This window comes from Brachybacterium sp. GCM10030267, assembly GCF_042666875.1.
Classification (GTDB): domain Bacteria; phylum Actinomycetota; class Actinomycetes; order Actinomycetales; family Dermabacteraceae; genus Brachybacterium.
This window is the reverse complement of sequence record NZ_JBHTCX010000012.1, coordinates 604159-617576: the sequence shown is the minus strand read 5'-3', so window position 1 is coordinate 617576 and position 13418 is coordinate 604159. Positions and strand designations below refer to the sequence as shown.

12 protein-coding genes are annotated in these 13418 nt (G+C 71.0%); 8 read left to right on the top strand and 4 right to left on the bottom strand.

Annotated features, from left to right (window positions below; translation table 11 throughout):
• Window positions 1-28 precede the first annotated feature (28 nt).
• From ACFQS2_RS13875 to ACFQS2_RS13860, 4 genes are read left to right on the top strand one after another with little or no spacing between them, the layout of a single operon-like run.
• Window positions 29-733, top strand: coding sequence for a hypothetical protein (locus tag ACFQS2_RS13875; protein WP_377794110.1), 705 nt, complete (start codon window positions 29-31; stop codon window positions 731-733).
• Window positions 733-1584 (top strand): lysophospholipid acyltransferase family protein, encoded by an 852-nt coding sequence (locus tag ACFQS2_RS13870; RefSeq protein ID WP_377016442.1) that lies wholly within the window; start codon window positions 733-735, stop codon window positions 1582-1584. The genes ACFQS2_RS13875 and ACFQS2_RS13870 overlap by 1 nt, the downstream gene beginning before the upstream one ends.
• Before the next feature lie 58 nt (window positions 1585-1642).
• On the top strand, window positions 1643-2653 hold the full coding sequence (locus ACFQS2_RS13865) for an NAD(P)H-dependent glycerol-3-phosphate dehydrogenase (protein WP_377016444.1): 1011 nt from the start codon (window positions 1643-1645) through the stop codon (window positions 2651-2653).
• Between the two features lie 13 nt (window positions 2654-2666).
• Complete coding sequence (locus ACFQS2_RS13860) at window positions 2667-3782, top strand: D-alanine--D-alanine ligase family protein (protein WP_377016446.1); 1116 nt, start codon at window positions 2667-2669, stop codon at window positions 3780-3782.
• Window positions 3783-3846: 64 nt separating this feature from the next.
• Here the strand turns inward: ACFQS2_RS13860 and ACFQS2_RS13855 are convergent, their stop codons facing one another.
• Entirely contained in the window at window positions 3847-4338 is a 492-nt protein-coding gene (locus tag ACFQS2_RS13855; protein ID WP_377016448.1) for a DUF3515 family protein, read from the bottom strand.
• An 89-nt stretch (window positions 4339-4427) separates the two neighbouring features.
• Here ACFQS2_RS13855 and ACFQS2_RS13850 point away from each other — a divergent pair, with 89 nt between their 5' ends.
• The gene (locus ACFQS2_RS13850) at window positions 4428-5594 is read left to right on the top strand and encodes a thiamine-monophosphate kinase (RefSeq protein ID WP_377016450.1); all 1167 of its coding nucleotides are present in this window, start codon (window positions 4428-4430) and stop codon (window positions 5592-5594) included.
• Between the two features lie 101 nt (window positions 5595-5695).
• Window positions 5696-6778 (top strand): NAD(P)-dependent alcohol dehydrogenase, encoded by a 1083-nt coding sequence (locus tag ACFQS2_RS13845; RefSeq protein WP_377016452.1) that lies wholly within the window; start codon window positions 5696-5698, stop codon window positions 6776-6778.
• A gap of 181 nt (window positions 6779-6959) precedes the next feature.
• Here ACFQS2_RS13845 and ACFQS2_RS13840 read toward each other — a convergent pair whose 3' ends face one another.
• Together ACFQS2_RS13840 and rpmB are read right to left on the bottom strand one after the other, a co-directional pair.
• Complete coding sequence (locus ACFQS2_RS13840; RefSeq protein WP_377794109.1) at window positions 6960-8741, bottom strand: DUF222 domain-containing protein; 1782 nt, start codon at window positions 8739-8741, stop codon at window positions 6960-6962.
• 513 nt (window positions 8742-9254) lie between these two features.
• Window positions 9255-9449: a 50S ribosomal protein L28 gene (gene rpmB, locus ACFQS2_RS13835; protein ID WP_377016456.1), complete on the bottom strand. Its 195-nt coding sequence runs from the start codon at window positions 9447-9449 to the stop codon at window positions 9255-9257.
• 352 nt (window positions 9450-9801) lie between these two features.
• Between rpmB and ACFQS2_RS13830 the strand changes: the two genes are divergently transcribed.
• Together ACFQS2_RS13830 and rsmD are read left to right on the top strand one after the other, a co-directional pair.
• Window positions 9802-12009 (top strand): ATP-dependent DNA helicase RecG, encoded by a 2208-nt coding sequence (locus ACFQS2_RS13830; RefSeq protein WP_377794108.1) that lies wholly within the window; start codon window positions 9802-9804, stop codon window positions 12007-12009.
• A 1-nt stretch (window position 12010) separates the two neighbouring features.
• Complete coding sequence (gene rsmD / locus ACFQS2_RS13825; RefSeq protein ID WP_377016460.1) at window positions 12011-12592, top strand: 16S rRNA (guanine(966)-N(2))-methyltransferase RsmD; 582 nt, start codon at window positions 12011-12013, stop codon at window positions 12590-12592.
• On the opposite strand, the gene ACFQS2_RS13820 is transcribed toward rsmD, so the two are convergent.
• Window positions 12532-13416 carry a helix-turn-helix transcriptional regulator gene (locus ACFQS2_RS13820; protein WP_377794179.1) on the bottom strand — a complete coding sequence of 295 codons (885 nt, stop codon included), beginning with the start codon at window positions 13414-13416 and terminating at the stop codon, window positions 12532-12534. The genes rsmD and ACFQS2_RS13820 overlap by 61 nt on opposite strands.
• Window positions 13417-13418: the final 2 nt, after the last annotated feature.

Here is a 13418-nt window from a genome sequence, read left to right as displayed (position 1 = left end):
CCGACCACGATCCGAGGGAGCACAGCTGATGACGAGTGATGACGTCCGTGCCCACGCCGATCCCGGCGAGGGCGGTGACCCCCGCAGCGGCAGCGATCCCCGGAGCGGACACGCCATGACGGCGGGCAGCTCGCTGGCGCTGCGCGACATCCCGATCCCGGACTACTGCGATGTGGTCATCGTTCCCACCGGCGGGATCGACGAGCCCGATCCGAGGGTGTGGGCCGAGGCGATCTTCTCGCACGAGAACACCCCGCTGTCCTCGCGCGGGATGCGGGCGCTGCGGGACGAGGCGATCCGGTTGCTGGACATGGTCCCGCCACCGGAGAAGGAGTTCGTGGCCGACGAGGTCGTGGGCTCGGAAGCCCTGATCAAGGACGACGACGAGAAGCTGCGGGTGCGCATCGGCGTGGCTCTGCTGCCGGGAGGCGAGCTGCTGCAGGTCACCACGGCCGTGAAGTACCGCTCCGTGCGCGGCCGGCTCGCCTTCGCCCCGCGCCGGCTGATGCACGCCGCCGCGGTCAACACGCTCGCTCGCCGGGCACCGACCACCCTGCGCCGCCGCAGCCTGTCCGGCGGCTCACGGATGCGCAGCATCACCGGGCAGGCCACGCGCAAGGCGCTGGGCCGCGCGCCTTCCTCGGGCCGCACCTCGTCCTCGGGCCGTACCTCGTCCTCGGGCCGCGCATCCTCGTCGGGCCGCACCCCGCCCCCGACGCCCTCGCCGCGCTGATGGCCCCGGCCCCGGCTCCGGCCCGCACCCCGGCTCCGGCCTCGCGGCGCCGCGTCGCCTGGTCGCGCAGCTGGGACGTCGGGTCCGCTCGGGCTCCGTCGCGGCGGGCCGGCATCGTGATCGGCATCGCCCAGATCGCGGTGCGTCCCCTGGCGACGCTGCTGTCCAGGCCGGTCTGGATCGGAGTGGAGAACCTCCCGGCCGACGGCGCCGTGATCGCGTGCGGGAACCACCTCAGCCCCTTCGACCCGTTCGGCTACGGCCACCTGCTGCAGGCGAACGGGATCGCTCCACGGTTCATGGCCAAGGACGCGATGTTCCGCGTCCCCGTGCTCGGCGCGCTGCTGCGAGGGGCGCGGCAGATCCCCGTCAGCCGCGGCACCTCCCGCAGCAGCGATGCGCTCTCGGCCGCCCGTGAGGCGCTGGGGCGCGGGGAGCTGCTGATGGTCTTCCCCGAGGGCACCTACACCCGAGATCCGCAGCTGTGGCCGATGCGAGCCCGCCTCGGACCGGCCCGGCTCGCCCTGGAGACCGGGGCACCGTTGCTGCCGATCGCGAGCTGGGGAGCTCGTGCCCTGTGGCCCGTCGGCTCCCCGATCCCGCATCCGGGCCCGGGCCGCCGGGTCGTCATGCGCGTCGGCGAGCCGTACACGGTCTCCCGGGCCGAGGGGGAGACCACCCACGCGGCCGCGGTACGGATCACCGAGGACCTCATGGCCAGGATCACCGCACTGCTCGCCGAGATCCGGGACGAGGACCCGCCGCCCGTCGTGCACGATGGGCGTCTGGACGCCCATCGTCCCGAAGCGGGCAGGCCCCAGCGCGGCTACCGGGCCGTGAGGCAGTCATGAGGGCGATCGAGGCCGTCCGCGCCGGCGGCCAGGTCACCGTGGAGGCGGTGAGGCAGCCGTGACCCGTCTGGCAGTCCTCGGTGCCGGGAGCTGGGGCACCACATTCGCGCAGGTCCTCGCCGACGGCGGCGCCGAGGTGACGCTCTGGGCGCGCCGCGAGGAAGTCGCCCGCGAGATCCGCGAGGAGCACCGCAACAGCACCTACCTCGGTGACCGGGAGCTCCCGCAGGCCCTCTCCGCCACCTCATCCGTCACCGCCGCGCTCGAGGGCGCCGACGGGATCGTGGTGGCTGTGCCCGCACAGTCGATGCGGGCGACGCTCGCGGGGTGGCGCGAGGAGGCCGGGCTGTCCGCCGGCCTGCCTCCCGTGCCGGTTCTGTCCCTGACCAAGGGCATCGAGCGCGGGACCGACGCCCGCATCAGCGAGATCCTCGTCGGCGCCGGAGGTGTCGACCCGGAGCGGGTCGGCGTGCTGTCGGGCCCGAACCTGTCGGGGGAGATCGCCGAGCGCCGTCCCTGCGCGAGCGTCGTGGCCGCCCCGTCCGAGGAGCTCGCGGGGGTTCTGGCGGGCTGGTGCGAGGCGCCCTACCTGCGCGCCTATACCTCGACCGACGTGACCGGGGTGGAGATCGCGGGCGCCGTCAAGAACGTGGTGGCGATCGCGGTCGGGGCCGCGGCGGGACTGGGGCACGGGCACAACACGACCGCGAGCCTGATCACCCGCGGGCTCGCGGAGATCACCCGCCTCGGCGTGGCGCTCGGCGGGCGCCGGGAGACCTTCGCGGGACTGGCCGGGATGGGAGACCTCGTGGCCACCTGCTCCTCGCCGCTCAGCCGCAATCATCGCCTCGGACTGGCTCTCGGTCGCGGACTCGACGTGCACGCGGCCGTCGCCGAGGTGGGTCAGACCGCCGAGGGCGTCGCCACCGCCCGCGCTGTGGCGGACCTCGCGACGCGCCTGGACGTGGATATGCCGATCGCTGCGGCGGTCGTGGATGTCGTCGATCACGGAGCCCGGATAGACCAGGTCACCACGGCCCTGCTGTCGCGATCCGTCCGGCCGGAATGACTACCCTGCGCATATGAGAACCACCGTCGCCCTCCTGTTCGGCGGCCGCAGCGGCGAGCACGGCATCTCGTGCGTCACCGCGGGCGGCATCATGTCCGCGATCGATCGCGATCGCTACGACGTGGTGGCCGTCGGCATCACCCGTGAGGGTCACTGGGTGCGCGCCTCCGACGACCCTGCCCACTGGACCATGGTCGACGGGCGTGCGCCCGAGGTCGACCCCGACGGGCCGCAGGTACTGCTTCCCGCCGCACGGCACCGCCCGGGCGAGCGCAGCCTGCTGCGGCAGGTCGACGGCGACGTGGTGACGCCGCTGGCGGAGATCGACGTGGTCCTGCCGCTGCTGCACGGGCTGTACGGGGAGGACGGGACGGTCCAGGGCATGCTCGAGCTGCTGGACATCCCCTACGTGGGAAGCGGCGTGCTCGCCTCGGCCACGTGCATGGACAAGGCCGCCACCAAGACCGTGCTGCGTTCGGCGGGCATCGCCTGCGCCCCGGGGCTCGTCCTCCACGAGGACCGCTGGGCGGCGGACCCGGACGGCGTGCTCGCCCAGCTGCAGCGCGAGCACCCGCTGCCGTGGTTCGTGAAGCCCTCCCGCGCCGGCTCCAGCCTCGGGGTGACGCGCGTCGGAGAGGTCGCCGAACTGGAGGTGGCGCTGAAGACGGCGTTCGCCGAGGACCCCAAGGTGCTCATCGAGGAGACCCTCGTCGGCCGGGAGGTCGAGTGCGGCGTGCTGCAGGCGGCCGACGGTCGCCGGCCGCGCACCACCGTGCCCGGCGAGGTGCGGATCGGCGAGGATCTGGAGTTCTACGACTACGAGTCGAAGTACTTCGGCAAGGGCACGGTGGACATCGATGTGCCCGCCGCGCTGCCGGAGAGGACGCTCGAGGAGGTCCGCGACGTCGCGGCACGGGCATTCACCGTGCTGGGGCTGGAGGGTCTCGCCCGGGTCGACGTGTTCGTCACCGAGGAGGGTGGCGTGATCGTCAATGAGGTCAACACGATGCCCGGCTTCACGCCGTACTCGATGTTCCCTGTGCTGTGGGAGAACATGGGGCTCAGCTACACGGATCTGATCGCGGACCTCATCGAGCAGGCGCGCACCCGGCGGCTGGGACCGCGCTGACGCGACCGGGACTGCGCTGACGCGACCCGGACTGCGCTGACGCGACCCGGTCAGCGCTGCTCGCTCACGCCTCCTCGCCGGGGCCGACGCAGTAGTCGGTGGCTTCGATGTTGCGGCTGATGACCTGTGCCAGGTCAAGCGCCGCGGCAGAGGGCTGGTCCCCGGCCGCCGAGCGCGGCACCGAGATGTCGATCGCGGGTTCGCGCCCGTAGGTCGTGTACAGGAACATGTCGCCCTCGAGTTCGCGGACGATCCAGTCGATCTGCACGCCGGATCCGTCCTCGAGGGTGGTGCAGATATCGGTGGTGGGGCCGGGCGGGGTGACGCCGCAGCGCATCACCACGGTGTCCTCGCCGCTGCCCCAGGCCGCGGTGCCCTGACTCGAGGTCTCGGTGCGGTCCATGCCCAGAACCTGCGGGGGTGCGCCGACGATGATGTCTGCGCAGACCGGGTCCGTGGCGGCAGGCCCCGGGGGTACCTGCACGGTGCCGCAGGACGCGGCGCCCAGCGTCAGCAGACCCGCAGCGGCAAGGGCGGGCAGTCGGGTTCGAAGCACCCCACGAGGGTACCTTCGTCGTCTGCGGACGAGTCGTGCGGGGCCCGTCGGCAGCAGGGTCACTCCCGGTTCTCGGGCAGACTGGGCACATGAGCGGCGACAACGGCGATGACACCACCCTGGGCGAGGCCGGGCTGCTGGCGCGGATGCTTCCGCATCTCTCCGCCGACCCCCGCGCCGAGGTGGGCCCGGGCGACGATGCCGCCGTGGTGCGCCTGCCATCGCCACGCCTGGTCGTGACCACCGACACCCTGGTGGAGGGTCATGACTTCCTCTCGAGGACGACCACGCCGCGCTGGATCGGCCACAAGGCCGCTGTCCAGAACCTCGCCGACATCGCCGCCATGGGCGCCCAGCCCGTCTCGGTCGTGGTCGCGATCTCCGCTCCCGGTGATACGCCCGCCCGCGTCTTCGAGCAGATCACCATGGGTCTCGCCCAGCGGGCCGAGGCAGATGGCGTCTCCGTCGTCGGCGGAGACCTCGGGCGCGCGGACCGGTTGACCGTGACCGTGACCGCCCTTGGCGCGCTCGAGGAGAACGAGCCTCCGGTGCTGCGCTCCGGCGCGCGACCCGGCGACGAGATCGCCGTGGGCTCCCCGCGCCTGGGACGCTCCGCTGCCGGTCTGGCCCTGGTTCTCTCCGGACGCATCCGGGTCGAGGACGAGGACGAGGACGAGGGCGAGGAGGGAGACGGGAGGGCGAAGGCGACGATCCACGGCGGCGGCGAGGACGCGGGGGAGACGCCCGGAGGTTCTGCCACCGACCGGCCGACGGCCGGGTGGCGCCTCGACGATGCCTCCCGTGACCTGGTCAGGTGGCACGACGCACCTGACCCCGATCTGTCCCTGGGGTGGACCGTCGGGCGCAGGGCGAGCGCGATGATGGACCTCTCCGACGGACTGGTCCAGGACGGTACCCGGATCGCGCTCGCCTCGGGCGTGGTGCTCGACCTGGACCCCGAGGCCCTCGCCCCCGATGTGGCCCTGCTCGAGGACCTGGCGCGCGATCTGGACACCGATCCCTGGCAGTGGGTGCTGCACGGGGGAGAGGAGCATGCCATGCTCGCGACCTTCCCGGCCGGATCGGTCCCGGACGGCTTCCGTCCCATCGGGACGGTCCGCGCCGCGGAGGGCGATGTGTCCGCGCAGGCGGGCAGTGCCGGCGGCGGCGCGGGCGCCGGCGGCGCGGATCGTGTGCTGCTGGCCGGGGCCGCGATCACCGGGACCGGCTTCGACCACTTCGACGGTCACACCTGAGGGAGACTCGCCATAAGCAGCGGTTCGGTCGGTCCTTCGATTCGGCATAGGCTGGAGGGCGCCCTTACCAACGGGCGACCCCCAGCATCGAAGGAGACCCCATGTCGATCACGGTCAAGGCTCTGCAGAAGACCGGCCCCGACCAGCCGTTCCGCGTCGCCACCATCGAACGTCGCAACCCGCGACCGGACGACGTGGTCATCGACATCAAGTCCGCCGGGATCTGCCACTCCGACATCCACACGATCCGCAACGAGTGGGGCGAGGCACACTTCCCGCTCACCGTCGGCCACGAGATCGCAGGCGTCGTCGAATCGGTCGGCGAGAACGTGACGGACTGGACGGTCGGCGACCGCGTGGGCGTGGGATGCATGGTCGATTCCTGTGGCCAGTGCGAGGAGTGCCGGGCCGGCGAGGAGCAGAACTGCCTGCAGGGCGCGGTCGGCACCTACAACGCGACCGACGTCGACGGGACCGTCACCCAGGGCGGCTACTCGGAGAAGGTCGTGGTCGACCAGCGATTCGTATGCCGCATCCCCGACGGACTCGAGTTCGACGTCGCGGCGCCGCTGCTGTGCGCCGGCATCACCTCGTACTCGCCGCTGGCCCGCTGGGGCGCGGCCGAGACGAAGGACGGAGCTGCCAAGAAGGTCGCCGTGCTGGGTCTCGGTGGACTGGGGCACATGGGCGTCCAGATTGCTGCGGCCATGGGCGCCGACGTCACCGTGCTGTCGCGTTCGCGCAAGAAGGAGCAGCTGGCGATCGATCTCGGGGCGAGCCAGATGCTGGCCACCTCCGAGGACGGCTTCTTCGAGGATCACCGCGGCGAGTTCGACCTCATCCTGAATACGATCAGTGCGGACATTCCGGTCGATGCGTACCTCGGCCTGCTGAAGCCGCGCGGTGTGATGGCTGTGGTCGGACTTCCCCCGAATCGCCAGTCGCTGAGCTTCGGCTCGGTGATCGGTGGCCGGAAGACCCTGGCCGGTTCCAATATCGGTGGCATCGCCGAGACCCAGGAGATGCTCGACTTCTGCGCCGAGCACGGCATTGCCGCGCAGATCGAGACCGTCGGCGTCGAGGAGGTCGATGCGACCTACGAGCGCGTCGTCGCCGGTGAGGTGTACTTCCGGGCGGTCATCGATACCGCGACCTTCGCGGACGTCGAGCCCGCCGCGGTCTGAGCACTGTCTGAGTCGCGCGGGGCCCGGAGCCCGGGCCCCGCGCTGTCGGCGGTGACACGAGCAGGCTCTCGCTGGCGCTGGCAGTTGCTCTCGCTGGCTGCTGCTCTCGCTGGCTCTGGCTGCGCCGCCTCTCGCTGGCACCGGGACCTGCTCGAGTTGGCCCCTTGCTGACCGGTTTCCGCTAGTCGACCGCTTCAGGCTCATCGCCCGGTTTCCGCACGTCGGCCGATTGCGCCGTGTCGGCCGGACCGGGTGCGCCTCGAGACTCCAAGAGACCGGCAAGTGCTTCCGAGCTCACGGTGGCCGCGGGGTCGAGAATGTAGTTCGTGTGGGCTCGGAAATGCCAGTGTCGGCAGTGCGGCTGCGTGAAGAGTTGCGAGCGGGGGTTCCTGGTCGACAGAGCGTGTCTCGCGGCACGGTCGAGGCTGCGGTGGAAGATCCCGTGCAGTTCCGGCTCCTCGTCCTCGCCGGTCTGGTCGGCCGGCGGGGGAGACCGTCGCCGTCGGTGAGCAGCGGTGCCCACCGGGTCGAGATTCGTCGCACCGCGACGCGCCTTCTGGCCGTAGCGAGTCGTCCATTCGACCGTTCTCCGGCTGCCGTCGGAGTCGGTGATCACGCGGACGGTCTCCCCGGCCTTCTCCTTCTGGTTGTCCCCGGCGCAGAGCCCGTTGGCGTTCGCCAGTGACGTCGGCCCACCCTCCGCGTGCGGAATGATGTGGTCGTTCTGACGGATATCGGCATTGCAGTGCGGAGCACGGCACGTCTGGTGGCTCCACCTGATGAAGCGCGAGAGCGCCGGTGGGAAGGCCCGGGACCGGGACTCGACGGCGACGAGCTCACCGGAGTCGGGATCGGTATAGAGCCGGCGCAGCGTCAGTGCAAGCTCGGCGTCGTCCTCGCCGGTCATGGCATTTCGCATCTCGTCCCGGATGTGCTCGAACGGCACGGGCCCATAGCCCTCGATGGTGGCGGCATCGGCGTGTCCGGGTGCGAAGAGCGAGCGGTCGGTGATGATGACGCCGATATCGAGCGTGGTGGGATCGACGCCGTCGCCCCGCCCCAGGAGCGTATCGGCCATCAGATCGGCCATGATCTGCTGGTGTCCGCGCCGGTCACCCTCGGCCCGGGCCTTCTCCGCGGCGAGGGAGAGGCCCTTGCGTATGCGGGCGCCCTCGAGCGCGGGCAGCTTGGCGCTCAGGCGGCACATCCCGTCATCGTCATTGCGCACGGTGAGGCTGCGATTCTTCGATGCGCGGATGTGGCGCTTCTCGGCGCCGTCCGGGTCGAGCGTATGCATCACGCGCTGGGTCTCCTCGGCCCATTCCCGCTGCCCACAATCCTCGAGGTTGCCCACGTGCTCGGTCAGGACGGCGTCCACCTGGGTGCGCAGCTCCGGTTCCGCCGTGGCGGTGGCCTTGCTGACCCGGTGTGCGACCTCCGCATTGACCCTGCCCTGTGAGAGCGACGTGAGGATGCCCGGCATGGATCTGACCAGCCGGCGGCATGTCGCCATCGTCTGGCCTGCCGTCGAGGGCGCTCTCCTCAGGGCGCGGGATGCCTCGCTGCGAGCGATGCGTGCCGCCTTCGCCGGTGATTCCTCGCGAGCTGTGCAGTCGTCCTTGATGGCTGATTCCAGGTGCACCACGGTGCGGGCCTGGACTGCGGCCAGTGCACTCGAGAGGTTCTGGATTCCGAGCAGCAGGCTGATCGTGTCCGGAGCGGACAGAGCATCGAGAGCGACTGAACCGTGGGTACCGATCTCGGTGAGCGCGCGGTTCACGGAGAGCAGGTCGATGTCACCGATCTGGAGCTGCTCCTCGCCGGCCGTGAGGGGAAGAGAGCTGCGGGCGTCCGGAGCGGGCTGCGCCGGCGAGTCGGCACTGGGCGCACTGGAGCAGTCGTCCGGACCTCCAGGACCTGCACCTCCAGGATCTGCGGCCACGCCATCTCGCTCATCTGTCATGGTCCAAGTATCGCAGGCTTGTGCGATAAAAGACAGGTCATTTCCAAAATTACCGCAAGGTAGCGAGGCAATGTGGACGAATGGCCCCTGTGGAGGAACGGTCGATATCTCACTGCTCGACTACTCGTGCTGGTCAGGCAGTGTTGGAGCAGAGGTTCGGGTGGGATGTGAACGGCGGCATCTGGAAATGTGTGCAGTACTGGCGAGAAGCGCAATAATCCGCTAGGTTGCCCGGCCGCTGAGGTGCGTCTCATGGATTGGGGGGCATTTCACGTGCGGTGCGAAATTGTGGACGAGCGGCCGTTGTGGAGGAATAGAGCTCGTCGCGAAGGCGCCAGCCAGTGGGCACTCCTGCTGCGGTCGGAGGTCGTGAGAAAGTGTGCTGGCGTCACAAGGGCCGGGGCCGGCACCGCCGCAGGTGGGCGCTGCCCCACAGGAGCGCCGCCCCCAGACGCACGTGAGCCCCTCCCCGAATCGGGGAGGGGCTCACGGGTGAGTCCGAGTCGGTCTCGCTCAGGCGCCGAGCGTGCTGACCTTGCCTGCCTTGAGGCAGGAGGTGCACACGTTCACGCGCTTGCTGGTGCCGTTGATCACAGTGCGCACGGACTGGATGTTCGGGTTCCAGCGACGCGAGGTGCGGCGATGCGAGTGAGACACGTTCTTGCCGAAGCTCGGGCCCTTGGCGCAGATGTCACACGTGGAAGCCACTGTCGTCTCCTGAAAAGTCGAATTCTGATCGGGTGCCCGCCCATCCCTGCGACTGCTCACCGGCCACGAGGGCGGGAACCTTCTCAGGAGTTGGTGACCAGGGATCGCGCAGGGGCGCTGGCCCCCGGAGGTCAGGGCAACCACGGAAGCATACCCCAGGCGGCGCCTTCTCCAGAAGGGTGCGGGCGAGTCGACCCGCTGTGGATTCCGACACAGCGTCGTACCGCAGTGGCACGATGGTCCCCGCGTGCGCACGATCATCGTCGCACGTCGCAGAGCCGGACTACTGCGCCCACGGGACGCTGACCCGTACCGGCGAGCGCGCACGAGGACCATCACGAGGAGGCACCGCATGGCGAGGAGACGGGAGTCCGCTCGCGGGTCCATGCCGCTGTCCGAGCTGCTCGAGAGCAAGGAGTCCCGCGCCATGGCCTCCTTCGGTGTCAGAGACCTCGACACGATGATGCGGTTCGCTCCCCGCCGCTACACGACCCCGGCCCCGCTGCGCTCCCTCCACGAGGTCCAGGAGGGGGAGGAGGTCAGCGCGATCGTCTCGGTCGTCGACGTCAAGGAGCGGCGCATGCGCAGCCGGCAGGGTTCGATTCTCGAGGTGGTCGTCTCCGACGGCATCGAGAGTCTCACCCTCACGTTCTTCCTCGCCAAGCAGCACCTCGTCCAGTGGCACCGCAATCAGCTGCCGGTCGGCAAGCACATCGTGGTGCGGGGGACCGTCGGCCTCCACAAACAGACGCACGAACCCCAGATCACCCATCCGCTGTACGAGGACTACGAGGACACGCCGGAGGGGCGCATGCGGGCGCAGCGGCCCCTTCCGGTCTATCCGCTGAAGAAGACCATCGCCCAGCGCACCATGCGCTCGGCCACGGAGAAGGGCGTCGAATTCGGGGACCGGCTCAGTCGGCCGGTCCCGGCGGAGGTGGTCGCCCGGCGCGGACTGCTGCCGCTGGCCGAGGCGGTCCGCAAGGTGCATGTCCCGTGGACCCTGGCGGAGACCCGCGCGGGCCTCGCCCACCTGGTGTTCGAAGAGGCGTTCGTGCTGCAGGCGATCTTCGCCCAGCGCCGCGCCCAGGATGCGCGGACCCCAGCCCCGGCGCTGCGGGCCGATGGGCCGCTCCAGCCGGCCTTCGACGAGCGCCTCCCCTTCGAGCTGACAGCCGGGCAGCGGGAGGTCGGCGGGCAGATCATCGACCGCATCCGCCAGGACCATCCCACCAGTGTGCTGCTGCAGGGCGACGTCGGCTCCGGCAAGACCGTCATCGCACTGCGCGCCATGCTCCGGGCCGTCGACTCGGGCCACCAGGCGGCGCTGCTGGCCCCCACCGAGGTGCTGGCCGAGCAGCACTACCGGACGCTGACTGCCCTGCTCGGCGATCTGGCGCGGGCCGGGCAGCTGGACGGCCACCCCGACGCCACCCGGGTGCGGCTGCTGACCGGGTCGCAGCGGACCGCGGCCCGCCGCGAGACGCTGCTGGATGTCACGTCCGGGCAGGCCGGGATCGTGGTCGGAACCCACGCCCTGCTCACCGAGAGCGTCGAGTTCGCTTCGCTCGCGCTCGTGGTCATCGACGAGCAGCACCGCTTCGGCGTGGACCACCGGCGCCGGCTGCGCACCAAGGGCCCGGCGGGGACGAGTCCCCACGTGGTGGTGATGACCGCGACCCCGATCCCGCGCACCGCGGCCCTCGCCACCGTGGGCGACCTCGACGTGCTCACCCTGCACGAGAGCCCGGGGATGCGCGCGGGCGTCGAGGCGTTCGTGGTCCACGAGTCCAACCCGAAGTGGGAACAGCGGATGTGGCAGCGCGCCGGTGAGGAGATCGCCGCCGGACGCCAGGTCTTCGTCGTCTGCGCGCGGATCGACGAGGCGGGCGACGACGCTCCGGCGCCGCCCCCGATGGACCCCGAGAGCGGTGCCACGCCCCTGCCCGTCGCCCGCGGCGTCACCGAGACCGCCGAACTCCTCGCGAGTCGTCCCGAACTGGCCGGGGCTCGCATCGGGATACTGCACGGGCGGCTGAGCACCGAGGAGAAGCAGCAGGTCATGGACCGCGTCGTGGACGGCGAGATCGACGTGCTGGTCGCGACCACGGTCATCGAGGTCGGCGTCGACGTTCCCAACGCCTCGGTGATGATCGTGCTGGATGCGGAGCGTTTCGGCGTCTCCCAGCTGCACCAGCTGCGAGGCCGGGTGGGCCGTGGCCGGCACGCCGGCATCGCCTTCCTCGACACCCGGGCCGTCGAGGGCTCCGAGACCTCCCAGCATCTGCAGCGGGTCGCTTCCGCGGCCGACGGATTCGCGCTGGCCGAGCTCGACCTGCGGCGACGCGGCGCTGGAGACCTGGTGGGGGACGAGCAGTCAGGCCTGCAGCGCACCCTGAAGCATCTCGACGTCATCCGTGATGCCGAGGTCATCGAACAGGCACGCGAGGACGCCTTCGCCGTCGTCGAGGCCGACCCGGCCCTGAGCTCGCATCCTGACCTCGCCGGGTCGATCGAGGACCGCCTGCGCGACGCCGACCCCGACGTGGAGAGGAGCTGACATGCCGCGGATCATCGCCGGCAGTCTCGGAGGCCGCACGATCCCCGGGCCGCCCGGGAAGGGCACCCGGCCGACGTCCGACCGCGTGCGCGAGGCGCTGTTCTCGCGTCTGGACGGGTGGGACGCGATCGAGGGAGCCCGCGTACTGGATCTGTACGCCGGCACCGGTGCTCTGGCGTTCGAGGCCCTCTCCCGCGGCGCCCGGGCCGCCCTGCTGGTCGAATCCCACGCCCCGACCGCCCGGCAGCTGCGCCGCACCGCCGCCGAGCTGGGCCTCGAGGGCCGCTGCGAGGTGCGGCCCGGGAAGGCGGAGAGCATCGCCGCCCACCTGGAACCGTCCGGTGCCGGGTACTCGCTGATCTTCCTCGACCCGCCCTACGCAGTCACCACCGAGACCCTCGAGGCGCTGCTGGTCACGCTGCGTCCCGCGCTCAGCGACGACGCGCTCGTGGTCGTCGAACGCTCCCGCCGCTCACGAGAGCTGGCCTGGCCGGACGGCTGGGCGGACGACGGCACCAAGGCCTACGGCGAGACCGTGCTCCAGTTCGGCGGGCCGTCGTCGGAGCCGGGCGAGACCTCCTGAGTGCCGAGCACGGCGAGCAGGTCGAGCTTGCCGGCGGCCTCGCTGTGCGGGGGAGCGGTCAGCACCAGCAGCACCTGTGACCGGTCCTCCGTGAACAGGGCCTGGCAGTCCACCTCGATCTCGCCGAGCTGCGGGTGCAGCAGCACCTTGTGGTCCGCGAAACGCTGCGCCACGATCTGTTCCTCCCACAACCGGGCGAACTCATCGCTGCGCTCGCGCAGCAGCGCGGCCAGCTCGGCGGCCCGGGACCGTGGACCCCATGCCCCGTAGGCGGCACGGAGCGAGGCGACCTGTGCCCGGCTCTGACGCTCGTGATCGGACGCCGGGTACATCGCCCGCCCGTGCGAGGGGTCGGCGAACCACCGGTAGATCGCGCTGCGCTCCCAGCCCGTGCGGTGACCGGTGCTGCCGAACAGGGCGGTGGCCGGCCCGTTCTGGATCAGTGCCTCCTCGAGTGCGGACAAGATCAGCGCCGGCGTGTCCTGCAGCCGGTCCAGAACCCGCATCAGCTGCGGGGCGACGTAGTCCTCCTGCGGCATCCGCTCCGGGGCGGGGTGCCCGGCCACCCGGTAGAGATAGTCCCGCTCATCGGCGCTGAGCCGCAGCGCCCGGGCGAGGGAGGAGAGCATCTGGGTGCTCGGCTGCGGACCGCGACGCTGCTCGAGGCGCGTGTAGTAGTCGGTGGACATCATCGCCAGCTGCGCGACCTCCTCGCGGCGCAGACCGGGGATCCGACGCCGCGCGCCCGGGCCGAGGCCGACATCTGCGGGGAGCAGGGAGGCGCGTCGGCGCGAGAGGAACTCGGCGAGGGCGGCTCGGTCCACAC